Source organism: Thalassospira permensis NBRC 106175, from assembly GCF_000714555.1.
Classification (GTDB): domain Bacteria; phylum Pseudomonadota; class Alphaproteobacteria; order Rhodospirillales; family Thalassospiraceae; genus Thalassospira; species Thalassospira xiamenensis.
Window position 1 is genome coordinate 40,351 of sequence record NZ_AUNC01000004.1, and the last position, 24,393, is coordinate 64,743.

General features: G+C 55.0%; 19 protein-coding genes and 5 tRNA genes. 6 read left to right on the forward strand and 18 right to left on the reverse strand.

Annotated features, from left to right (window positions below):
• From SMB34_RS03600 to SMB34_RS03610, 3 genes are all read right to left on the reverse strand, one after another.
• Positions 1-825, reverse strand: a complete 825-nt coding sequence (locus SMB34_RS03600; protein ID WP_037987710.1) for an MBL fold metallo-hydrolase — start codon at positions 823-825, stop codon at positions 1-3.
• Between the two features lie 103 nt (positions 826-928).
• On the reverse strand, positions 929-1,675 hold the full coding sequence (locus tag SMB34_RS03605; RefSeq protein WP_037987774.1) for an SAM hydrolase/SAM-dependent halogenase family protein: 747 nt from the start codon (positions 1,673-1,675) through the stop codon (positions 929-931).
• 62 nt (positions 1,676-1,737) lie between these two features.
• Positions 1,738-3,162, reverse strand: coding sequence for a tetratricopeptide repeat protein (locus SMB34_RS03610; RefSeq protein WP_037987712.1), 1,425 nt, complete (start codon positions 3,160-3,162; stop codon positions 1,738-1,740).
• 321 nt (positions 3,163-3,483) lie between these two features.
• On the opposite strand from SMB34_RS03610, the gene SMB34_RS03615 reads away from it, so the two are divergent.
• On the forward strand, positions 3,484-4,734 hold the full coding sequence (locus SMB34_RS03615) for an EAL domain-containing protein (RefSeq protein WP_007091607.1): 1,251 nt from the start codon (positions 3,484-3,486) through the stop codon (positions 4,732-4,734).
• 105 nt (positions 4,735-4,839) lie between these two features.
• Positions 4,840-6,210: a DNA polymerase IV gene (locus SMB34_RS03620; RefSeq protein ID WP_037987713.1), complete on the forward strand. Its 1,371-nt coding sequence runs from the start codon at positions 4,840-4,842 to the stop codon at positions 6,208-6,210.
• Positions 6,211-6,299: 89 nt separating this feature from the next.
• Here SMB34_RS03620 and SMB34_RS03625 read toward each other — a convergent pair.
• The 7 genes from SMB34_RS03625 to SMB34_RS03655 form a co-directional block, all read right to left on the reverse strand.
• Positions 6,300-6,375, reverse strand: a tRNA-Glu gene (locus SMB34_RS03625).
• 38 nt (positions 6,376-6,413) lie between these two features.
• A tRNA-Glu gene (locus SMB34_RS03630) sits at positions 6,414-6,489 on the reverse strand.
• A 32-nt stretch (positions 6,490-6,521) separates the two neighbouring features.
• Positions 6,522-6,597, reverse strand: a tRNA-Glu gene (locus SMB34_RS03635).
• A gap of 38 nt (positions 6,598-6,635) precedes the next feature.
• Positions 6,636-6,711, reverse strand: a tRNA-Glu gene (locus SMB34_RS03640).
• 32 nt (positions 6,712-6,743) lie between these two features.
• Positions 6,744-6,819: transfer RNA gene (locus SMB34_RS03645), tRNA-Glu, on the reverse strand.
• A 249-nt stretch (positions 6,820-7,068) separates the two neighbouring features.
• Complete coding sequence (locus tag SMB34_RS03650) at positions 7,069-8,322, reverse strand: MFS transporter (RefSeq protein ID WP_139328168.1); 1,254 nt, start codon at positions 8,320-8,322, stop codon at positions 7,069-7,071.
• A gap of 123 nt (positions 8,323-8,445) precedes the next feature.
• Entirely contained in the window at positions 8,446-9,270 is an 825-nt protein-coding gene (locus SMB34_RS03655) for a substrate-binding periplasmic protein (RefSeq protein WP_037987714.1), read from the reverse strand.
• 554 nt (positions 9,271-9,824) lie between these two features.
• Between SMB34_RS03655 and SMB34_RS03660 the strand changes: the two genes are divergently transcribed.
• Positions 9,825-10,334 (forward strand): hypothetical protein, encoded by a 510-nt coding sequence (locus tag SMB34_RS03660; protein ID WP_037987716.1) that lies wholly within the window; start codon positions 9,825-9,827, stop codon positions 10,332-10,334.
• Between the two features lie 85 nt (positions 10,335-10,419).
• Here the strand turns inward: SMB34_RS03660 and recJ are convergent, their stop codons facing one another.
• Entirely contained in the window at positions 10,420-12,222 is a 1,803-nt protein-coding gene (gene recJ / locus SMB34_RS03665; protein WP_084716476.1) for a single-stranded-DNA-specific exonuclease RecJ, read from the reverse strand.
• Between the two features lie 47 nt (positions 12,223-12,269).
• On the reverse strand, positions 12,270-12,806 hold the full coding sequence (locus SMB34_RS03670; RefSeq protein WP_007091613.1) for a peroxiredoxin: 537 nt from the start codon (positions 12,804-12,806) through the stop codon (positions 12,270-12,272).
• A 204-nt stretch (positions 12,807-13,010) separates the two neighbouring features.
• Here SMB34_RS03670 and SMB34_RS03675 point away from each other — a divergent pair, with 204 nt between their 5' ends.
• The gene (locus SMB34_RS03675) at positions 13,011-13,328 is read left to right on the forward strand and encodes a hypothetical protein (protein WP_007091614.1); all 318 of its coding nucleotides are present in this window, start codon (positions 13,011-13,013) and stop codon (positions 13,326-13,328) included.
• Here SMB34_RS03675 and SMB34_RS03680 read toward each other — a convergent pair.
• From SMB34_RS03680 to SMB34_RS03700, 5 genes are all read right to left on the reverse strand, one after another.
• Positions 13,325-14,617 carry an Hsp70 family protein gene (locus tag SMB34_RS03680; protein ID WP_037987717.1) on the reverse strand — a complete coding sequence of 431 codons (1,293 nt, stop codon included), beginning with the start codon at positions 14,615-14,617 and terminating at the stop codon, positions 13,325-13,327. The two genes, SMB34_RS03675 and SMB34_RS03680, sit on opposite strands and share 4 nt — an antisense overlap.
• A gap of 133 nt (positions 14,618-14,750) precedes the next feature.
• Positions 14,751-15,710, reverse strand: coding sequence for a class II fructose-bisphosphatase (glpX, locus tag SMB34_RS03685; RefSeq protein WP_007091616.1), 960 nt, complete (start codon positions 15,708-15,710; stop codon positions 14,751-14,753).
• 137 nt (positions 15,711-15,847) lie between these two features.
• Positions 15,848-17,152 (reverse strand): homoserine dehydrogenase, encoded by a 1,305-nt coding sequence (locus SMB34_RS03690; protein WP_037987720.1) that lies wholly within the window; start codon positions 17,150-17,152, stop codon positions 15,848-15,850.
• 124 nt (positions 17,153-17,276) lie between these two features.
• Positions 17,277-18,518 (reverse strand): LL-diaminopimelate aminotransferase, encoded by a 1,242-nt coding sequence (locus tag SMB34_RS03695; RefSeq protein ID WP_007091618.1) that lies wholly within the window; start codon positions 18,516-18,518, stop codon positions 17,277-17,279.
• 137 nt (positions 18,519-18,655) lie between these two features.
• A complete protein-coding gene (locus SMB34_RS03700) occupies positions 18,656-19,978 on the reverse strand; it encodes an OmpA family protein (RefSeq protein WP_037987721.1) in 1,323 nt (440 codons plus the stop codon).
• 265 nt (positions 19,979-20,243) lie between these two features.
• Here SMB34_RS03700 and SMB34_RS03705 point away from each other — a divergent pair, with 265 nt between their 5' ends.
• Both SMB34_RS03705 and SMB34_RS03710 read left to right on the forward strand, forming a co-directional pair.
• On the forward strand, positions 20,244-22,046 hold the full coding sequence (locus SMB34_RS03705) for a PHA/PHB synthase family protein (protein ID WP_037987782.1): 1,803 nt from the start codon (positions 20,244-20,246) through the stop codon (positions 22,044-22,046).
• 73 nt (positions 22,047-22,119) lie between these two features.
• Entirely contained in the window at positions 22,120-22,995 is an 876-nt protein-coding gene (locus SMB34_RS03710) for an NAD(P)-dependent oxidoreductase (RefSeq protein ID WP_037987785.1), read from the forward strand.
• A 2-nt stretch (positions 22,996-22,997) separates the two neighbouring features.
• Here the strand turns inward: SMB34_RS03710 and SMB34_RS03715 are convergent, their stop codons facing one another.
• Positions 22,998-24,296, reverse strand: a complete 1,299-nt coding sequence (locus SMB34_RS03715; protein WP_240478738.1) for a cytochrome-c peroxidase — start codon at positions 24,294-24,296, stop codon at positions 22,998-23,000.
• Between the last annotated feature and the right edge of the window lie 97 nt (positions 24,297-24,393).

Here is a 24,393-nt window from a genome sequence, read left to right on the forward strand (position 1 = left end):
CTATTCGATAACGACGACCATTTCATCGCGCGCGGCAAAGACATTTGACCATTGGCTGCGTGCCTGCTGTTCGATCCCGGCCATTACCGCATCATTGTGATCGGGCTCATGATGAAACAGGGCAAGCCGTTTGACGTTTGCCGCCTGACACAGCCGAACTCCTTCCTGCCAGGTCGAATGCCCCCAGCCAACTTTGGCCGGGAATTCATCGTCGGTGTAAGTGCTGTCATAAATCACGAGATCAGCATTCCGGATGAAATCAAGAACCACCTCGTCAGGTTGGCCCGGCATATGTTCGGTATCGGTGACATAACAGACAGACTTGCCGCCATGCTCCACGCGATACGCCGTCGCCCCGTTGGGATGACGCAACGGCGCGGTCCTAACGGCAATCCCATCGGCCGGGTATAAAACCGTCCCGACCGTGAAATCTTCGAATGTCAGTTTTGACTTCATGGCCGAAAGCGGTACCGGAAAGGTTGGATCCGCCATCTGGGCCGAAAACACGCGCTCGACCCCGCCCTGCTCTTTCAAATGTCCGGCCAGCACGTGAAAACGTGCAGCAGGATTATAGGCCGGGACAAAAAACGGGAACCCGTTGATATGGTCCCAGTGGGTATGCGTCAGATAAATGCTGGCTTCGGTTACCTTGCGCCGGATCAGATCCTTGCCAAGATTGCGAATACCGGTTCCGGCGTCAAAGATCAGGGTATGATCACCGATCCGCATTTCGACACAACTGGTATTGCCGCCATAAACAACATGGTCAGGGGAAGGACAGGCAATGCTCCCACGAACTCCCCAGAACTTTACATCAATTGCCATTCGCTGCCCTTCACATATGTCTGTGGCTGTCGTCCGCGACAGACGAATGCATCAATCCCGTTGAAATATAACACTCATTTCGCAAAAGAAAATTACCCGCGTTCTAATTCTGCGGCTTGATAAACACCGCTGTACCGATCTCAGCCCCGAACGCCTGATCGGCACGTCCACAGTTTACGGCAACCTCACAAAGTCCGATTGAATTTCGGTAATGAAAGCCCTGCCCCAGCGCGACATCGGAGAATGTCCGGGCAGGCGAAAGAGACTGTCCGTTGATCAAAAGCTTCAGATTGCGGTTCTGCCACCCCGGTGCGGCAAGAAGACCGGTCATCAGATTGCCATAGCTGTCGATATAAATGATTTCTGAAAGCTCATCCGGCCAGCTCTGGGGCGGGACATAACGCAACCCGACATCGATATCGCCAAGTGCCACAGGTTCACCCTTGGCAATCATGCAGGCCACCGGTGCGAAAATATCTCGCCCGTGAAAGCTTGCCGATGCATTTTCGGGATGCCAGTTGATCACTCTCACCCGGCATGTTTTCGACCGCCGGATCAGTATTTCGAACAATCCGTTGTCGGGACCGACGTAAAAAACGCCATCGCATTCAACAACAATGCCGCGACGCTGGCTGCCGACACCCGGGTCAACGACGCAAAGCACGACATCGCCCGGTTGAAATTCGCGCGACAATGCGGCCAGAAGATAGGCTGATGCACGTGGATTGCGATCCGGCGCATCGACCATCAGATCGCAAACCGTAATGTCGGGGGCATTGCGATGAACAACCGCACGCATCGCCCCACTATAAGGGCCGATTACGCCAAAATCGCTGAAAATCAGGATCATGTCGGACATCCGGATCGTCGGCAAACCTGCCTGATTTCAGTCAGGTTGCACGCAAAGCGCTGTTACTTGACCTCGCAGAACTGACCGCGACGTTTAAGCTCAGCACAGATTGCACTGGCAGAACTGTCACTAAGCCCGGTCGCCATCAAACGGAAATAGGTCCCCTTGCCAGGAATGTTTGCCTGCGTGACACCGTGCTGAAGTGGCGCAAGCTCGGCATAACGTTGTGTCAGGATTTGCCAACCGCGTTCGGCCTGTGCCTGATTGCGATAAGATGCCAGATGAAGGCTTTTGCCCCCGGCTGTTGCAGCAACCGGATTTGCCGTCCCCATGGTCGGGGCCGCTGCCATTTCGCCGCCCGACTGAACCGCACGGCTTTCGCCGGTGGCGACACGACGAACAGGCTCGCCCGCGCTTAAGGTCGTTACATTGGCCTTTGCCGGTTCGACAATGGCGGCTTCGATTGCATCACGCTCTCGTTTGAATTCGTCGGGCGTCACCAGTTTCATCTGCGAAAAATCTTCGATACGCGCGATCTGGCGTGCGGCATCCATCAAGCCTTGTGGTGCCGGCGGCGGGGTTGCGCGCTGGCGCGGTTGGGCCGGTAAAAGCGCATCCAGAATAGCGGTACGTTCATTGACATGTTCCTGCACCGTGATCGCCCCGATCTGAAGGGCACGGTTCAACTGGTTCAGGCGCTGCTCGATTTGCGTGCTGTCCGGTGGCGGATTATCCAGAAATGCCGCCGGTGCTGACTGGCTCATGGGCAGCAATGCCCCCAGATTGGCAGACCGGCGCGCTGAAAATTCCTCCGGCGTGACAAGGCCAGCGGCCTGTAAATCACGCAGAATGGCAAACCGCTTTGCGACGGCTTCGTCACCCGTGCTCAATGCAGCACCGGCAGGCATACCGGCACTTCGCGCACGCGGTTGACTGCTGGCGACCATCGGGGGTGCGACCATGGCATTCGACGGTGCCATGACGGATTGATTTGCCGTCCCCAACCCGGCCGGAGCCGTCGCAATCTGATCATTGATGCTAAGCGATCCCGGAAGACCGCGCTGCAAACGCATCAGGTTGAATTCAGCCGCATCGCGCAACGGGCGCGGTTGCGTGCCGTTGGCCGTTGTCATCAAAACCGTTCCGGGCGGGTTCATGGCGATCAGGGTATCGTATCCATCCCGCGCACGATCGGCACGGTTGGTGTTTTGATACATCACCGACCGCCACAAAAGCGCGTGCCCGTCCTGGGGATTTTTGCGCAATGCTTCGTCAAAGAATTTTTCCGCAGAGGCATAATCGCCGGTTGCAAGCTGCTGCAAACCATTGGCGGTATAATTTTCATCGGTAAATGAAGTCGCCTCGTCCCAGAAATCCTGATCAAGCAGTGGCGCACAGCCAGACACCCATGAAACCATGCCGACAACGGCAAGGCTTCTGCCGCCGATCTTCAGCCAGTTCCCGGTCCGCATTGCGGATACCTTCATGGTGTCAACCCCCTATTATTAAAAGACAATTCAGGGAGCATGTTTCGCAGGCTGTCGTCAAGTCCAACGCGCACCGCCCCATCATTTCCCTGATGGTGATCCAGTCTGCCCGATGGCTGCGAACAATTCGTTAAAAGCATTTTCCAATGTCAGAAACTATGCAATAGGACATGTCCAAAATATAATTCGTAAAAGTAAACTATATAACTGTCGCACCTGTTAACGCGGCATTCAGGGACAATATGGTTTGATAGATCGTCCCATACCATTGTATGAATTCAAAATATCAGGAATTAATCCTGTCTCTTTCGGGGAAGTAGATTGATTGAGCCCAAACAATATGGCCAACAGGCCCTTCAGGAATACCTGATGCTTGATTATGTCCAGCGTCTGGAAACCCGCAAATTCGGGCACCGCGCTGTTCATATCCATTTGTCCCGGCTCAAGCCATTTCACCGACGCGATTATCATATCCGGGTCGCGACCAATACCTTTGAAAGCTACGTAAAGCTTTATGTCGGCCGTATCTTTGTCCTAAGTAACGATGACCTTCTGTTCATCTGGAAAGACAAATCGATCGCCGACGTGGAACCGGCAGTTGACACGCTGCGCTACCTGTTCCGCGATGATCCGCTTTCGCAGGACGAAAGCGAGGAAACCGGATTCTGCACATGGTACAATCTGAATACGGAATTCCAGGAATTCCTGCTGCTGTGCCAGCATCTTGATGAACGCGCCAAAAAGCTGCAGCAAAGCAGCAATATGCGCCCGGCCCAGAAGCCAACCAATGTTCTGAGCCCGATCAATGCGGAAAATCTGGCCCAGTTGGAAGACACCATTCATTCGGCTGATCTTTCCGAACATATCCGCCAGCAACCTGTTTGCGTGTTTGCCCGCGCGGGCTCCAAGGAACTGCATCCGGTTTTTGACGAATTCTTTGTCTCGATCTCGGACTTGCGCAACGCGATCATGCCCAACATTGACCTTGCGTCAAACCGCTGGCTGTTTCAGCATATGACCGAAGTGCTTGATAAACGCATGCTGAACTATCTGTGCAAGCGGACGTTCAAGACACATGCCAGCTCATTCTCGATCAACCTCAATCTGGAAACGCTGACATCCAAGGATTTCGAGCGGTTCGATGAAGTTGTTCGTAAAAAATGGCCGGGCAATGTGATCATCGAGCTCAATCAGGTCGATCTGTTCTCAAACCTCGAAACCTATCTGCGGCTGCGTGACGAATTCCATGAACGCGGCTATCGCGTTTTGATCGACAATCTGACTGTCGAAGCCCTTTCGTTTGTGGATCGCAAAAGCCTTAAGGCTGATTTCATCAAGGTCGCCTGGCGCGAGGAAATGACAGACAACGTCATTCGCAAAAAATATTCCGAAATGGACAATCTTGTGAAAGACTCTGGCCGGGAACGTGTGATCCTGTGCCGTTGCGACAGCCCGACCGCGATCAAATTCGGTCAGTCGCTGGGCATTACCCTGTTCCAGGGGCGCTATATCGACAACATGATTGCCCGTCAACGCCGTGCGAAACGTGCGGCCGCAGCACAGAAACGCTAACCTCGCCCCAATCCGATTATTGCTCCTGACAAATCCTGTCACCTGACGGGGATTTGCCGCGTTTCTTTGCTTGGCATAAACGGAACAAAAGCGGTACAAATAAGCATGATCTATGCGCTTTGTCCCGATTGCCATCACAAATGGCGTTTCCATGCAGACCGGCCGCTCCCCAAAAGCGGCGAAGGGGCCTATGCCCCCTGCCCGGTCTGTGGCGGAAAACGCGGGATCGCGCATGCCGAACTGCCCGAACTTTTCATCGGGCACCTGGATTGCGATGCGTTTTATGCCTCGATTGAAAAGCGTGACCGACCGGAACTGATGGATCAGCCTGTCATCATTGGCGGCGGGCATCGCGGGGTGGTTTCCACCTGCTGTTATGTCGCGCGCAAATTCGGCGTGCGATCCGCCATGCCAGCCTTCAAGGCGCGCGAACTTTGCCCCGACGGTGTTTTCCTGAAACCCGACATGGCGAAATATCAGCGCGAAGGATACCGGGTACGTGACATGATGCGCGCCATAACCCCGGACATTGAACCGCTTTCAATTGACGAGGCGTTTCTTGACCTGACCAATGCGCAAGGAACGCATTGTAAAACAGCCGCCGAATGCCTGATTGATCTTCAGGCGGAAATCAGGCGCGAAGTCGGCATCACGGTTTCCATCGGGCTTTCCTACAACAAATTTCTGGCCAAGATCGCATCCGACCTCAATAAACCGTTCGGCTTTTCAATGATTGGCTCCGCAGAAGCCGTATCCTTCCTTACCGATAAACCGGTACGCATGATGTGGGGCGTTGGACCGGCGATGGAGCGCAAGCTGCGCGACGATGGCATCACCACCATCGGACAGATGCAACAGCTTGATATACATGCCTTGCAGGGCCGTTACGGCAGCATTGGCAAACGGTTCTTCTATTTTTCGCGCGGGCAGGACAATCGCCGGGTCGAACAAAGCAGCGAACGCAAAAGCCTGTCATCGGAAACAACCTTTAACGAAGACATTTCCGACCTAGATGAACTGGTCGATATCGCCAAACGCCTGACGGCGCGCGTCGCCAGTGACCTCGCACGCAAGGAAATCGCGGGCCATACCGTTGTTCTGAAACTGAAATCAGCCGATTTCAAAACCCGCACGCGCAATATGCGCCTGACCTACCCGACATTGCGCGAAGATCTGATCCTTGAAACAGCCCTGACACTTCTGAAAAAGGAAGTCGATGGCACGCGTTATCGCCTGCTGGGTGTCGGCGTTGCCGATCTTTTCCCGGCCGAAACAGCCGACCCTGCCGACCTGTTTGGCGAAGCCGAGGAAACAGCCCCCGTCGAATTGATCGAGGATAATGGCGAAAGCACCCTGCCCCCGGCCCGCCTGATCCCGCAAATCCCACGCCCGACGGCGGAGCAATTACGCGAAAGCCTGACGCGGCGGTATCGCCAGCACAAGAAAACATCGCGCCAGCATCGTTTCGGATTTTAGCGTTTCCATTGCCTGAACGGCTTGAAACGAAAAATGCCCGTCGCGAACCGAACGAGCATCACAGATTGAACAATCTTTTTAAGAGAAAGTGGCGTCCCCTAGGGGATTCGAACCCCTGTTGCCGCCGTGAAAGGGCAGTGTCCTAGGCCTCTAGACGAAGGGGACGCAGATCGCGGTACGATCTTATGTATGGTCTGCTTTGGTGGCGTCCCCTAGGGGATTCGAACCCCTGTTGCCGCCGTGAAAGGGCAGTGTCCTAGGCCTCTAGACGAAGGGGACACAGTCACCAAAATGCAGTCCGTGTTAACGAGTGGCGTCCCCTAGGGGATTCGAACCCCTGTTGCCGCCGTGAAAGGGCAGTGTCCTAGGCCTCTAGACGAAGGGGACGCAGATCGCGGTACGATCTTATGTATGGTCTGCTTTGGTGGCGTCCCCTAGGGGATTCGAACCCCTGTTGCCGCCGTGAAAGGGCAGTGTCCTAGGCCTCTAGACGAAGGGGACACAGTCACCAAAATGCAGTCCGTGTTAACGAGTGGCGTCCCCTAGGGGATTCGAACCCCTGTTGCCGCCGTGAAAGGGCAGTGTCCTAGGCCTCTAGACGAAGGGGACGCAGCGCGTTAACGAGGCCGGTTTTTAGCGATTGGGTCGGGCAAGGTCAAGCGCGTTTTTCGCCGCTGTGACGTTTTTTTTAATCCCCCACCGCAAATAGGGCGATAACACGCCAAAAGCCGGGAAATCCAAGCATCCTGTTTAACCGCAAGGATCATAGTCCGATCCTGCAATATCCTTGTCCAACACATATGCGAACGCATGTCCGCAACGACAACCGCAAAGGCACCCGCACAAAACCGCTTGAAATCAATTCGACCGTTTTCGGGTTCCCATCCAGAAGGCCGTTCCCGCAATCGCAAGGCAGACACCAAGGAAGGCAAACATCACGCGATAGCCCTCCGTTGCGCCCGGCTCAAACCGACCAATGATCACACCTGCAATCCCCTGAAGGACAAACAGCCCGCCAAAGGTCGCCAGATTGACCGTGGTCAGGGCACGGCCAATCAGATGTTCGGGCACCGCGGCCCGCGATGCGGCATAGTTAAGCGTTGCACAGCTGCCCAGAAGCCCATGTGCGACCATCAGGACCGCGGCGAGCCAAAGAGCTGTCGTCCCCAGCAGCGCCTGCAACAGGCACAGCACAGCCGCAATCAGAACGGCAAAGACGATCAGGGGATGTGCCGCACCGCCCATCAGGCGCGAAAGTTGCCCATAGGCGGGCGGTCCGATGATCATGCCGATTGTCATCACCAAAAGAACGTTACCAACATCCACCGCCCCGAGATGGAAGACGTCCTGTAGGTACGGCCCGCCCCAAAGCCCACGTACGGTAAGGATCGCCGGATAGCTGAAGAAGGCAACACCAACCAGAAACCAGACCTGCCGGTTTTTCCAGACAGAGATCATGCCGCGCAATGCCTCACCCACGGTTTCGCCCTTTCGGGAATGGAAGCTGTGCTTTGGCGGTGCGTCGCGCACCATGGTGAATGTCAGAACAACCGAAAGCGCGCTGAGCACGGCAAGCCCGTAATAAACGTCGCGCCAGCCGCGCAGTTCGATCAGGGCGGCCAATGGCGTTGCCGATGCCAGAACGCCCAGCAAACTGAACGCCACAATCAGGCCAGAAGTCGCGGCAAACTTTTCCGGTGCCACCCAACGCGATGCCAGCACCAATGCCGCCATGAAGGCCGCTGAACAGCCAAGGCCGATCACCGCCTGCCCGATCATCAATCCCGCCACACTATGCGCATTGGCAAAGATCAGAACACCGGCCACCGTGATGATCATCATCACACCATTGGTCAAACGCGGCCCGTAACGGTCCAGCATCACACCGACGGGAATTTGCATCAAGGCAAAGGCAAAATGAAAACTGCCCGATATCAGGCCAAGTTCCTCGGGAGAGGTCGAAAGCTCCGCCCGAAGGGATTCGGCCAGCAAGGCCTGTGCAGAACGGAAAAACTGGCTGAGCGAAAAGGCAAGCACGACCGGTGCCAGGATCCATAAAAATGTCCCTACCCCGTGCACGGCCTGCTTTGGTGTTTTTGTATGATCATTCATGATGCCAAATGGCATAATCCGATCACGGGATACCCGCAAGCCCCCGTAAGATATATCCTGATGTATTGCCGTGATACGTTTGGCGCAATGACACAGGCGGGTTCAGATCACCCTCTGTCGCGATCAACGCGTCATCAGATTGAATTCTTCACCTGACGGAACTTCGGCCCCCTCATGCAGCATCGAAACACCGTATTTTCGGCCGATTTCGGCAAATGTCCCGTCACTGCGCAGATCGTTAAGAACCATCTGCCATTGATCCACGATGAAGTCCGGCGTTTGCAGTGAAAATGCCAGATAAAGCTCGTAAATTCCCAAGCCGATAACCGGTTCAACTTCGGACCGGTCAATTCCGAACTTGCGACACTGATGCTCCAGAACCAGATCGGATGCTTCCCATAGGTCTATCCGGTCACTGGCCAGAAGCTGTAACGCATTCCCAGGTGTATAAAGTGCCGCAAGGTTTTTAAAGCCCTGTTCGCGCAACATTCGTTCCGCCGCACCGCCTGCCTGCACCCCGATGGCGGCAACTTTGCGTGCGTCACTCAAATCGCGGATTTCAAGGTTGCTGTCGGTCATTTTATAAAGCCAGCCACGCGTCACAATGATTGGCCCAACCCATTTATACTCATCTTCGCGCTCAGACGTTCGCACCATTGAAAAAACAGCCGTGCCGGGTTCATTGTCGACAATTTGCAGGGCCCGTTTCCACGGAAGCACCTCAAATTTTCCGTCATGCCCCAGACGCGCGGCCATTTCACGGACCACATCCGTCCCGGCACCGGTCAACCCCGTATCCGACATGTAATTAAAGGGTGCAAAATCCTCGGTATAAATCTTTATCGACCGGGCTGCGGCAAGCATATCCCCCGTCTGGGCAGCTGCGACCATACCGTGCGACCACAGGATGACGGCAGCAAAGGCAACAATTACGACAATGCGCCGCAAAATCGTAATGCCTCGCCGCTCCTTTGGATGAAAGAATATACCCGTCCGTCGCATATGTTTCCCTGTCAGCTATGAAATGCAAAAAGCCGCAAAAAAGAAACTTGCAGGACCGAAAGAACGAACTGTCACATAACCTGTTTATTCAACATGGTAGCCCGACATGTTGATTGCCAGTAACGTCGTACATATCTAGATTCAAAGGGAACCATCCATTTGAACAAGAATGCGCCTTCACGTGACGCTAACATGCCACGTGCAAGATGGATTCCGTCCGAAAGGGTAGCAGTCTAATTTTAGAACATGTTGATGTAGTATGCTGTTTTCGATTCTTTCGGCGCCCACTCTTCGCCGATCCCCAAGCCCGAACAACAAAACCAAGCCCTTTGGTTAAAAAAGCCAGTTAAAGTTGAACATGAGCAAGATTTACAACGAAAAAATTCGACATTCAACTAAAAAATTTCGTCACTCCGGCATTTTGCGGAAACCGGGTAACGACGTTTCACAGCCGGCAATATACTGCGTGCATCATGGATAGGCGGGATACAGACGCCCCTTTGCCCGTACTTGATAGCGCGCTTGGGGATCGCATTCGCCATGTCGTCGATATGTTTGATCGAAAAAAAGATGCGGCCCGGATCGCCGGTATCATCCCTGAACAATTGAACAGATGGTGTCAGGCACAATCGGAACCTCGCTTTGTCGGCGTTGCCCGCCTTGCCATTTCAAAGGGTATCTCTTTGCAGTGGATCGCAACAGGTGAGCCCCCAAGGGGAACCGCGAAGAAACCGAATACAGTGAACGAGCCTGAAACAACCCGGGCACCAAATCCATATTGTACCGGGCCAGCAGAACGCGAGGTCCTTATCGCCATCATAAGCGGATTTCTCGCAGCCGAAGGCATCACGAACAGCCCTCAAATTGCCAATGACATTATTGGTGCCTATGACCAGATCGTCGAGAACCTCGAAAATAATCGAGATAGCAGCGAGATGGCCACCATATTGTCGCAGGCGATCACCATTATTCTTGATCGGCAGCAAGAACGCCGCGCGGACAAAAGCTGAAAGAACGCCTAGGCAGTTTCCGCATTTAATTCCGCGCGTTACCGGGCCGCTTTAACGGCCCGGTACAAGGACCTGAAAATGTACCTTAGCCGAGAACCGGTAGGGCAATGTCGTCAATCATCAATTGCACACCATCACGCCCCTGCCAGCTGTCGCGCCGCAAATGGCCAAGGATATGCAAGGGCCGCCCGCCATGCTTCAGCAGAGTCTGGCCCATGTCATTGTCAAGGCTGCGAAATGCAATGGCCTTAAGGCGCCCCTTGCCATTGCTGCCCGATAATATGCAACGCACGTGATCAGCGCCCACTACGTCAGCCTTGACTACCCGGCATTCCGGGAAAACAAAGCGCGGCTCGGCATTGCCTGCACCAAACGGGCCAAGCTTTTCGAGGGCCTCGATCAGATCAAGCGTCGCCCCCATCGCATGCAGGCCACCATCAACCGTCATGGTCGGGCGAATATCATTTTCAGCGATGATTTTGGCAAACCGGGTTTCAAGAAATTCTTCGAATGCCGGGCGTTTTTCCGGATCAAGGGTGAAACCAGCCGCCATCCCATGCCCGCCGCCATTGATCAAAAGCCCCGCCTGCCGTGCAGCAATGATCGCGGCCCCAAGGTCAATCCCGCGCACCGAACGCGCTGATCCTTTGTAAACGCCATCAACCATGCCCATCACAAGGGCCGGCACGTGGTAACGATCCTTCAAACGGCTGGCAACAATACCGATCACACCAGGGTGCCAGTCTTCGCCGCCGACCAGCACCATTGCACCAACCTTTGATTGACTTTCAACCGCGCTGATCGCCTGATCAAGCACGATATCCTCGATCGCCTTGCGTTCACGGTTGTATTCATCAAGCTTGCGCGCGATATCCAGCGCCTGGGCGGGATCATCGCCCGAAAGCAACGTCGTCCCAAGGAACGATTCCCCGACACGCCCACCGGCATTCACCCGCGGCCCCAGCATGAATCCAAGATGATAGGCACTGGGCGTTTCATTTACCCCGGCAATATCGGCCAGCGCCGCCATGCCGACATTGTTGCGATGGCGCATGATCTTGATGCCTTGCGTCACGAATGCCCGATTAAGCCCGCGCAGCGGCACCACATCGCAAACCGTGCCAAGTGCCACAAGGTCAAGCCAGTTGCGCAAATCGGGCGCACGAATGCCTGCCTGTTCCAGCCAACCGCGCGAACGCAATTCGCGCAGGATCGCAACCGAAAGCAAAAAGGCAACACCCGCGGCGCACAAATGACCAAGGCCGCTTTCATCGTCAAGTCGGTTCGGGTTGACCACCGCAACGGCGGGTGGCAATTCTGGCTCGGCCGCGTGGTGATCGACGACGATGATCTCGATCCCGGCTTCCCTGGCATCGGTCAGCGGTGCATAGGCCGTCACCCCGCAATCGACCGTCAGGATCAGATTGGCACCACGACGTTGCAAATCCAGCAAGGCCGGACTATTGGGACCATATCCTTCTTTCTGGCGGTCCGGGATATGCACGACCACATCGCGCCCAAGGGCCGCAAAAAGGCGCTTTAACAGCGCGGTACTGGTCGCGCCATCAACGTCATAATCGCCAAAAACCGCGATATTCTCGCCCTTGATCACCGCATCGGCAATACGGGCGGCTGCCTTGTCCATATCCTTCAAGGTCGATGGATCGGGCATCAGGTCGCGCAAGGTCGGGTTCAGGAAACTTTCGGCATCATCCAGCCCGATATCGCGGGCCGCCATCACCCGCCCGACAACTTCGGGAACGCCAAAACGCTGGGCAATGGTGGTTGCCAGCCGATCATCCAGATTGCGTTCCCGCCACCATTTACCGGTAACGGATCGCTCTATTCCCAAAAATGTCTTTTCTTGCGCATGGTCTGTCATGCTCATTGAAATAGCCTAATCCGGGGCGCGCTTAAACCGGATATTTTAATCCATCAGCCCTTCGGATTATCACGGCACCAGCGCAAGACATTTTCGGCATCCTCGGCCGGGGCATCAACCGGATAGAAAACCTTGGCAATCCTGCCATCATCAATGATCATGGTCAGGCGTTTGAACAGCCGCATGTCATCAATGATGAAGTCCGGCATCGCCATGGATTCCTTGAACCGGTGATCGGCATCGGACAAAAGCGCAAATGGCAGATGCAGCCGTTCGGCAGCTTCCTTCTGATATTCCGTGGTCTGGCTGGAAAGCCCGAATAGGTGATCCACACCCACAGCCGACAGCTCCTTGGCGTGATCGCGGAAGGAACAGGATTGCGGCGTGCAGCCCTTTGCACCGGGGATTTCATCCCACCCATCGGGGGATGCCTTGTCAGGTTCGGCTGTGCGCGGATACGCATAGACAACGCTGCGCCCGGTCAGGATCGCAAGATCAACCGCCTGGCCATCGGTTGCCGCCAACGCAAGGGACGGCAGCATCTGGCCCGTCAACCGTGCAATAACATGTGCGTCACTTTCACTGCTCATCAATCATCCTCCCTGAAAAAGCTCATCGGGCCTTATACAGCAACGAATGCCCGCCCCTTGATAACCTGAAGATAAGTGTGATCGATCTTTCACAAAAAGAAGTGACGATTTCGCATCGTGAAAAACATGCGCCTGCCTGCAACTTCTTGCACACACGTCAAAGCTGTGCAGACTGCCGGGATAAACAAAAAGCGGATACGCGCAATGAACCATAGAAAAGGCCTTCGGATCGGCCTTACCGTCCTTTCCATTCTGGGTGCCTTGATGGCCGCCCCACTGGTGATGTTTTCACCGATGATATTCGATGCACCGGGCTCGGACGAAAACAACCTGACCTGGTTTCTGTTTTTTGCCGTTCTGGCGTTTCCGGTGCTGTGCCTGATGGGCGGCATACTGCCGTGGATTTTAAAGAACCACCCGAAATCGCTGTGGCTTTACGGCCTTGGCGTGATCGGGTTTGTCCTGATAACGGTGGCCGTGATCCTGCTTGAAACCCAGTGTCAGGGCAGTTTTAGTTGCTAAACGATCCCCTCATCCGCTGCAATTAGCGCAAGACCATGCGCAACCGACAGGAATGGTTGACCAATTTCGACCCGTTCCTGGCCAAAGCCGTCTTCAAAGATTTTGCGCACCGCCGGGACATAGGACGTCCCACCCGTCATGAAAACGCGTGATACTTCGTGGGCCTGAATACCCGCCTGCTCAAGACACAGCTTGGCGGCCTTTTCGATATCGGCGATATCAGGCGCAATCGCAGCTTCGAAATCGGCACGTGTCAGGCGTTCCTCGATCTCGACCCCGGCATGATTGAATTGCAGGATCGTGCTTTGCTCGCTTGAAAGCTCCGCCTTGGCTTTTGACACCGCCTGATACAGGTGGAAGCCCAGTTCTTCTTCGATGATTGTTACCAGATCTTCGATATCGTCGGGTTGTTCGGCGGTCCGGATCAGGCTTCTGATTTCGTTGATCACCTTGGGCTGGCGCATCATCGACAGGTAATGCCAGCGCGAAAACGCGGTGTAATACTGGCGCGGCACCGGCAATGCCGCCCCCATCGTGCGATATTCGCTGCCAAAACCAAGACGCGGCCAGATGGCTTTCTGGATGATGCGGTAATCAAAGCTGTCGCCCGCAATGCCAAGACCGGTATGCGAAAGCGCCTGAACCCCGCGAATCCCCATGCCCGGTGTAAAGCGGATCACCGAAAAGTCACTGGTACCCCCGCCAAAGTCGGCGACCAGAACGGTTTCGGGTTTATCAAGCTGCCGACCGTAATAATAGCTTGCCGCCAAGGGCTCGAACACCATGGCCTCGACCTCGAACCCGGCCTGCTCATAGGCCGCACGTAGGCGCATTTCGGCATAATCGTTATCGGGATTTGTTCCGGCAAACGCGACCGGACGCCCGGAAATCACCCGATAGCCAAGGCCGCCAAGGCTGTATTGCGCGTGATGATGTATCTGGGTCAGGAACGTCGCGATCAGATCTTCGATCGTATAGACATTGCCGAAAATCTCGGTGCCCTCGAAATCCTTGGACGCCAGATAGGATTTGATCGACTGAATCAGTCGGCAATCCTGACTTTCCCTCAGATATTCGGCCATGGCAAACGGCCCGGAACAGCTTTGCAAACTGATCGGCGCACCGGGTGTGGTCAGCTTCTGTTCTTCCCAGAAATACAGGATGGTTCGATAGGTATCGAAACTGTTCTGCCCGACCTCAAACGTTGCCGATTGCACATTGCCGTTGCTGTCGGCCACGGCAAGCACCGAATTGGTCGTACCAAAATCAAGGGCGATAATTTCGGACATATGGCGGCTCCGGCAAAGGCGTTTCATTTTCAAGGGGCGGAGGATGTAACCCGGACAGCCTATCCCCGCAAGCGATAAACGAAAAAAGGGAGCGCAAAGGCACTCCCTTGTTTTCGCGATCCGCTTTGGCGAATTACTTGTACCAGATTTTCCGGCTGAAATCGTGAACCGCGCGCACATAGCGCACCGTGCCCGACTGCGACCGCATCACGATGCTTTCGGTTTCCGCACCATTGGCGAAACGGCGCACACCGCGCAGCATTGCGCCATCGGTCACACCGGTTGCCGCAAACATGACATTGCCCTTGGCAAGTTCCGTCAGTTTGTATTTACGGGTCAGGTCTTCGATGCCCCATTTTTTGGCGCGCGCGATTTCGTCATCATTGCGGAAGACCAAACGTCCCTGGAACTGCCCACCGATGCAACGAAGGGCGGCCGCCGCAAGAACACCTTCGGGCGCACCACCGGTTCCCATATACAGATCAATACCCGACGTTTTCTGCGAGGTCGCGATAACACCGGCAACGTCACCATCACCGATCAGCATGATACGCGCACCGGCTTCACGGGTTTTGGCGATGATTTCCTGATGGCGCGGGCGATCAAGGATGCAAACCACCAGATCGGAAACATCGCAACCCTTTGCCGAGGCAAGGCTTTTCAGGTTTTCGGCCGGGCTGGCATCAAGGTCGACAACATCATCTGGCAGACCACCACCAACGGCGATTTTGTCCATATAGGTGTCCGGTGCGTTCAGGAACCCGCCCTTTTCCGCCATGGCGACAACGGCCAACGAGTTCGGGCCACCAGTCGCGCAGATGGTCGTGCCTTCAAGCGGATCAAGTGCGATATCGATTTCCGGGCCTTCGCCCGAACCGACTTCTTCGCCAATAAACAGCATCGGCGCTTCGTCGCGTTCACCTTCGCCGATCACGACGGTACCGCGAATATCCATGCTGTTGAGGGCATTGCGCATTGCGTCCACGGCGGCCTGGTCAGCGGCCTTTTCATCACCGCGCCCCATAAGCCCGGAACAGGCAAGTGCTGCGGCTTCGGTAACACGAACGGTTTCAAGCGCGAGATTTCGATCCATAACTTCATCCTCGTCATTAACGCGGGGTCTGGGGGCCCCGTCTTTCTGTTTCCCGGCGTGTCCCGTTTGGCTCGGGACTTATAATTACGCCTCGCGGTATTATACCTGCGAGGCGCATATGTCTTTTTTTTGTTTTGTTACGAAGTAAATCCTTCGATCCGCATCAGGACCGGCGGCTGCGAATTGCTTTCGAACGCCGAAATGTCGGAAAGCGCCCCGGACATCGCCGCTTCGCTGGTTTCGTGGGTCACGAACACCACCGGAACAACCCCACCCTCAGTCTCGGCCCGGCCATGCTGGATCATGGACGCCATCGACACACCATGCTTGGCAAGGGTCGCGGTGACCTCGGCCATGACACCCGGGCGATCCCATACCATCAGACGCAGGTAATAAGGCCCGACATGCTTTTCGAGCGAGGCCCGCACATTCTTTTTCAAACGATCCGCCGGAACACCAAAGACCGGCGCATTGCGCCCGGCCGCAATATCAACAAGGTCGGCAACCACAGCCGATGCGGTCGGACGTTCGCCCGCCCCACGCCCCTGCAGGACGACCGGCCCGACATAATCGCCTTCAAGCACGACTGCGTTAAACACACCTTCAACTTTTGAAATCTGGGTGCTGCGGTCAACAAGAACCGGTGAAACACGCTGCTCGATGCCCTCAGACGTCTGTTTGGCAATCGCCAGCAACTTGATGCGATAACCAAGTTCTTCAGCCAGTTGGATATCAAGGGCAGAAACGCTGCGAATGCCTTCAACCGCAATCGCGTCAAAGTCGACTTCGACGCCAAAGGCAAGGCTGGTCAGGATCGCAAGCTTGTGCGCGGCATCAATGCCATCAACGTCAAAGGTCGGGTCGGCTTCGGCATAGCCAAGTTTTTGCGCCTCGGCCAGAACATCGGCAAAGTCACGCCCCTGTTCGCGCATGGTGGTCAGGATATAGTTGCACGTCCCGTTCAGAATCCCTGTCACGCGAGAAATGACATTCCCCGCCAATCCTTCGCGCAGTGCCTTGATCACCGGAATACCGCCAGCAACCGCGGCCTCATAGGCGATGGTCACGTTGTTTGCATCGGCAATGCGCGCCAGTTCCACCCCATGCAACGCAATCAGCGCCTTGTTGGCCGTCACGACATGCTTGCCGTTTTCAAGGGCGGCCTTGCAGACGTCATAGGCAATGCCGTCCGAACCGCCAATGGTTTCAACAACCACATCGACATTCTTGTCAGTTGCAAGGTCACGGGCATCTTCGTACCAGGTAATGCCTTCGGTCGAAAATCCACGGTCCCGAGTTCGATCGCGCGCCGATACTGCTGTGACAATCATCGGGGAACCGGAACGGTCCGTCAGATTATCCCTGTGTTCGCTCAGCAGCTTAACGGTTCCGGCACCGACCGTACCAAGGCCTGCCACACCGATTTTTACGACGTTTTGCACGATAACTCCTCATGCCGTGGTTGGATTTGCGCATGCGCGACGGAGTCTTTTACAACATCTGATACGCACACAAAACTTCGCCCGGGACATGTCCCGGGCGAAACATAGAATGCTTTATCGAATATCAGACGGATTTCTTCAACAGTTCACGTGCAGATTCTGCATCGGGATATTTCTGGAAGAATGCCTTGATATTACGATTGGCCTGCCGGATGCGATGTTTGTTTTCAACAAGCGCGATACGCACATGGCGATCACCATATTCGCCAAAGCCAAGTCCCGGTGCCACCGCAACGCCCGCTTCCTGCAAAAGAAGCTTGGAAAAATCAAGCGATCCGAGTTCTTCAAACGCCTTGGGAATCGGGGCCCAGGCAAACATGGTCGCCGCCGGGACCGGAATATGCCATCCGGCACTTTGCATACCTTCGATAAAGATATCGCGACGGTCACGATACAGGTTACGGAATTCTTCGACACAATCCTGCGGGCCGTTCAATGCCGCCGTTGCCGCGACCTGAATCGGGGTAAATGCACCGTAATCAAGATATGATTTGATCCGCGTCAGTGCATTGATCAGCTTTTTGTTGCCGGTGGCAAAACCGATGCGCCATCCCGCCATCGAATAGGTTTTCGACAGGGAATAGAATTCAACGGCAATGTCTTTCGCCCCTTCGACCTGAAGGATCGAGGGCGGCGGATTGCCATCAAAATAGATTTCCGAATAGGCGATATCCGACAGGATATAGATTTCCTGCGCCCGGCAGAAATCGACAACTTCCTTATAGAAATCAAGGTCAACCACCAGCGATGTCGGGTTGGCCGGGAAGTTCAGGACCACCGCACTCGGTTTCGGGACCGAATGTTTCACCGCCCGATGCAGTTGTTCCATAAAGCTTTCGGCGTTGAATTCGCCCTGCTCGTCATGACCAATCGGAATGTGGCGCAACGCCGCACCGGCAATGATGAAACCGAACGCATGGATCGGATAGGACGGATTGGGCACCAGAATGATATCGCCCGGGCTGGTGATGGCTGCGGCGAGGTTCGCAAGCCCTTCCTTGGAGCCCAGCGTCACGACGGTTTCGGTTTCAGGATCAATATCCACCCCGAACCGGCGCCCGTAATAAGCCGCCAGCGCCTTGCGCAGACCGGGGATGCCGCGCGACATGGAATAACCATGCGTGCGCGGATTCTTGATCGTTTCAACCAGCTTGTCGACAATATGTTGCGGCGTGGCCGGGTCCGGGTTGCCCATGCCGAAGTCGATAATGTCCTCTCCCGCTCGCCGCGCCGCCGCTTTCATCGCATTTACTTCAGCAAATACGTATGGCGGGAGGCGTTTTATGCGATGGAATTCCTGGGACATTATCCTACATCCTCGTCATTTCGCCGATTTTCGAATTTTCTGCGAAAACCGGGTCGTCGAATTGAAAAAAATTGCGCGCCACACGACAAAATGCGGGTGGCGCGCCGTACAATTCGAAGGATGTACCTTTTTTAGGATCAATAATCCATAAAGATTTCAACACGGCGGTTTCCGGCTTCACCGGCAGGAACGCCTTCATAATAGCGCGGGTCAGCCGATCCGTCGGCCCCGACAAAGATCGTGTCAGGGTTAACACCGAGAGACACAAGCTGCGACACCACCGCCGAAGCGCGCTGTTCCGAAACCTGACGGTTGATCGCCAGATGTTCTTCAAGGCTCATATTCGCGGTACGCATCGACGCATGGCCGATAATACGAAGGATACCGCCGGTCTGACGCCAAGCCTGGGCAACCTGGCTCAGGACATTGTTATCCGTGCCCGACAGATTCGACGAACCATGGCCAAACTGGATTTGTGCGACCTGCACACCATTCACACTTGGTCCCAGCGTATCAACGGAACGCACACCAAGACGCGATGCCAGAACCTCGTTCGCGGTTTCGGCATAGGGCATGGCAGAATCGGACAGATAAGCATTGCCACCGCTACCAAGCTGGCTTTCATCGACAATTACCGCCCCGTTATCGGAATAGGCAGAATAGTCAAATGATTGTGCCGGCGGTTCATTGGCAAACACACCCTGCCCTTCTGCAAGACGCCGATTGTACTGGTCCATCACCGGGTCACCGGTTGATGATCCTGACGATCCGGGAGCGACTTGTGAAGACTCGGCTCTTTCCTGTTCAGATTTCAGAACATCGGGCTTCTCGGGCGCAGGTTGCGGTGTTGGAACGGGTCCAGACGCCGGTGCCTTGGCACTCCATTCATCGGCAATCCTAGAACCGGACTGCGCCGAAGTCACAGCACGGCCCGTTGTGGCACTAGCAGTTGCAGTTGCCTTGGTTTCAGCTGATTTTTGCGGCTCCGCCATGGCGCTACTGCTAACAGATGTGGTTGGTGCCGGCGCAATCGTCGGCATATCAACACTTTCGGCACTTTGCTGCGGCTGAAGCGCGTTGACCGGCGGCGTGCTTTGACGACGGCCCGACTGGGAATATTGCGCATTGGCGCGGTCTGCTGCCAAACCTGCGACAAGCGCATCACGTTCGGCATCACCGGTCACAACCGGCTTGGCCGGCGTATCGGCCAGACGCGGATAATCTTCGTCTTCACCCGGAATCGGCTGATCCGACTTGGCAGCAGTTTCCTCGTCGCCGTCAAAAGCATCACCAATCGATTTTCCCCATTCGACCGGATTGATTGCATCAGGGACCGAAGAACAGGCGCCCAGCATCAGCACAACAGCAAGCGCCGATCCCGCATGCAGCAAGGGCCGCAATTTAACTTTCGCGGACCCGTGCCCCGACCACCGCCATGTCGTCGATTTCAGAACGCCCATTTGATTTCGCTGCTCCAAACTATGTTATGTGTGACGTTGCCGTTGAAGATTGCGACAAATCCGTCACCTTATAATTCTTGTATTACCCCTCATCAGCGAGCTAGGCTAAGGCCATGATAAGCTTGGGATCAAGCAGAGTTTCAACCCAGCACGCAGTTTGAGAGCATTGGATCATAAAACGGGAAAATGATTGCGATATCGCAAAGATCGGATTTCCCGTTTTATGTTCCGATGCACCGGCGGCCGTATCATAAGGGAATGCGCCATGAACGATCAACAGGCCAAAGAAACCGAAATTCATCTTCCTGATCCCGAAGCACTGTCATCAGCGATGGCAGAAATAGCAGAGAGAAGTCAAAGACTTGTGTCAGACTTCCTTGCAAAACAGGCAGAAGACCCGGAAATTTCCGACCCGGACCCGCTTAATATCGGATCGGCATTTGTCGAACTGACCACCCATATGATGCAAAATCCGACCAAACTGGTCGAAGCACAAATGGACCTGTGGCAGCAATATTATATGCTCTGGCACAATACAACGATGCGTATGCTGGGGCAGGAATCGGAACCTGTCGCCTTCCCGCAAAAGGGGGATCGTCGATTCCGCGACGAGGCGTGGGAAAACAACGAACTTTTTGATTTCATCAAACAATCCTATCTGCTGTCCTCGCAATGGATGCAGAATGTTGTCCATGATGTTGACGGGCTGGATGAAAAAACCGCCCAAAAGGTCGAATTTTATACCCGGCAGTTTGCGGACGCGATTTCGCCGACCAATTTCATGATGACCAACCCGGAAGTCCTGCGCGCCACCATCGAAAGTGGCGGTGAAAACCTTCTTAAGGGGCTCAGCAACCTTCTGGACGATCTGGAACGCGGCAAGGGCAAGCTTCAGATCAAAATGACCGATCTGGACGCTTTCAAGATCGGCGAGAATGTCGCAACCACCGAAGGATCGGTGATCGGTCGCACGCAGCTGATGGAACTGCTGCAATACAAACCGGCAACCGACAAGGTCGCGAAACGGCCGCTTATGATCGTGCCGCCATGGATCAACAAATATTACATCCTTGATCTGCGCCCGGAAAATTCATTCATCAAATGGGCTGTTGATCAGGGCCACACGGTTTTTGTCCTGTCGTGGGTCAACCCGGACAGCAAACTTGCCGAAGAAAGCTTTGAAGATTACGGGCGTGACGGCGTGCTTGCGGCACTCGACATGATCGAAAAGGCAACCGGCGAAAAGGAAGTCAACGCAATCGGCTACTGCCTTGGCGGAACGCTTCTGGCGGCCATGCTGGCCTACATGGCCAAGATTGGCGATGAACGCATCAAATCGGCGACGTTCTTTACCACCCTGACCGACTTTGAAAAACCCGGCGAACTCTCGGTTTTTGTCGATGACGAACAGATCGAAAGCCTTGAAAACCGCATGTCGAAGGACGGCTATCTTGACGGCCGCGACATGGCGATGTCGTTCAACATGCTGCGTGCCAATGACCTGATCTGGTCATTTGTGGTCAACAACTACATGCTAGGCAAGGATCCCTTCCCGTTCGATCTTTTGTACTGGAATTCCGATTCGACCCGGATGCCCAAGGCAATGCATAGCTTCTATCTGCGCAACATGTATAACAAGAACCTGCTGCGTGAACCGGGTGGCATTACGATTCTGGGCGAAAAGATCGACCTTCGCGACATCAAAATCCCGGTCTATTTCCTCTCCACCCGCGAGGACCATATTGCACCGTGGCAGGCAACATATGCCGGAACCCAATTGATGTCAGGCCAGGTGAAATTCGTGCTATCGGCATCGGGTCATATTGCCGGTGTGGTGAACCCGCCCGCAGCCAACAAATATTGCCATTGGACTTATAATCGCAATCCCCCCAATCCCGATGACTGGCTCGCCAAGGCGGTCCAGCATGAAGGATCATGGTGGACCGATTGGCAAAACTGGATCAGCCGCCGTTCCGGGGGGCAAGTCGACGCCCGCAAACCGGGCGATGGCAAGCTTAAAGTGCTTGGCCCGGCACCGGGTGAATATGTCAAAGTGCAGCTTTCCTGATCATCTCTTGATAACTGGAATTTCCGGCCCGCCCGAGGTGGCGGGCCGTTTCTTTGGTCCGAAGGAAAATATCATGCCCCAGAAAATCGGTTTCCTAGGCGCAGGCCGCATGGCGTCTGCAATGATTTCGCGCCTGCTTGAACAAGGCTATCCGGTCAAGGTCTGGAACCGTAGTGCTGCCAAAATCGAACCGTTGGTTGCCAAGGGGGCCATTGCCTGCGCGACACCGGCCGAGGCAGCAAGTGATGTTGACGCGGTCCTTTCCTTCATGGCCGACGATATTGCATCTGAAACCGTTTGGCTGGGCGAAAATGGGGCACTTGGTGCAATGACGCCGGGGGCGCTTGCCATCGAGTGTTCCACCCTTTCACATGGGTTCGTTCTGGAACTGTCCGGCAAGATCATGACGGCAGGCTGCCTTTATATCGATGCACCGGTCACCGCTGTGCCGGCACAGGTTGCCGCGGGCGAAACCATGTTTTTAATCGGTGCAGCTGACGCCGTCCTGAAACAGGCACGCCCGATCATGGAAGCCGTTGCCAACCGTATCGTGCATTTCGGGCCTATTGGATCGGGGACAATCTACAAGCTGATGAACAACCTTTTGGGGGCGGTCCACATTGCCGCTGCCGCCGAACTGGTTGCGGTGGCACAAAAGGCCGGACTGGATGGCGATCTGGTTGCCGACGCATTTGCCAATGGTGCCGTTGCCAGCCGGGCCGGAGTCATGACGATCCCGGGCATGATCAGCGGCAATCACAATGAAGGCATCCATTTCACAACCGCGTTGCGCGCCAAAGATGCCGGTTATGCCATGTGGCTTGCCGATGAACTTGGCCTTGACCTGCCGGTTGGCAGATCAGCCACCGAAATGTTTGACCGCGCCATCGAAGCCGGACTTGGCGATCTTGCACAAAGTGCCGTGCTGGAAACCATCCGCGGCCGGTAATCCTATTTCTTCTTGGCCCTGGCTGCGACTTCTTCCTGCTCGGCCAGAAGCGGCTCGTAACGGGCGTCGGTCAGTGTTTTAAGGAACGCGACCAGCGCATCTATGCGCTTGGTATCAAGGGCGTCCCCCTGCTCCAGCTCTTTAAGGGAAATGGTCTCGGGGACTTCGGCATCGCCCCACGGCTGTTTGGTTTCCGGATTCAACTGGGCCGATTTCGCGCGACTGTTATATTTGTTGTAAAACTTGATCACCGTGCGCAAATCGGAAAACACACCGTTATGCATATACGGTCCGGTGACGGCGACATTACGCAGCGACGGCGTTTTGTACTTGCCCTTATGGGCCGGATCATCAATTGCCGGATTATCAAGCAATCCATTGTCGGTAAAATCCGGGTCCTTGGCATTTTCCAACCGCACGGCAACGTTTCTGGGGACGCCGATATTATGATATTCGTAATTTGTGAATGTCTCGCCCTCTGCCGTCGGCGACGATTTAAGTTGATGGCAGACATTGCAGTTGGTGAATTGCTGCGAGAAGAAAAGCACACGCCCCAATTCTTCCTGCGGCGTCATTTTGTATTCCCCGCGCAGGAAACGATCATATTTTGAATCAAAGGGTGCGAACTGATCGGTGCGTTCGAACGCGGCAATCGCATCGGTCATTGCAGCATAAGCACGGTCCGTATCGCTCCAGACATCGTCACCAAACAATGACTTGAAGCTTTCGACGTAATCTTCATCTTCCTGAAGGCGCGCGACAACGGTTGCCTTGTCAGGCATGCCCATTTCAACCGGGTTAAGCGGCGGCCCACCGGCCTGCTCGGCCAAATCCTTCGCACGTCCATCCCAGAACTGCCCGCCAACCGGCGTGCCGTCTTCTTTGAAATGGAAATCGGGTGCGAACTTCGCATATGCCGCCATCGGCGCATTGCGGTCGCCAAGCGACGCACCATCATCGCCAAGCGAATAGGCTCCATGGGCGATTTCGGAACGCGGATCACGGAACCCAGTTGTCGGTTCATGACAACTTGCACAGGCCTGCGTCCGGTTTTTTGACAGGTTGGTATCGAAATAAAGTGCTTCGCCCAGTGCCGCTTTATCTGCAAACGAAGACGTATTGCTTGCCAGTTCCGCCAGCAAGGCCGCGGACGAATTCGGCGCACCAAGGCCATTTTGCGCCTTTGCACTGGTAATCCCGACACCACCGGCACCAATCATCAGCATCGTAGTTGCAAAAGCACAACCAAGGTGAAGAAACCCGCGAAGGGGCATGCTGGAAACGCGCGACAAGACAGACATGTTCGATATCCGGTATTCACTGGTGGCCGCATGATCGCGACCAATAATCACTTACAATACCTTAATTGCACCCTGCCTTGATAAAGGTCAATGGTTA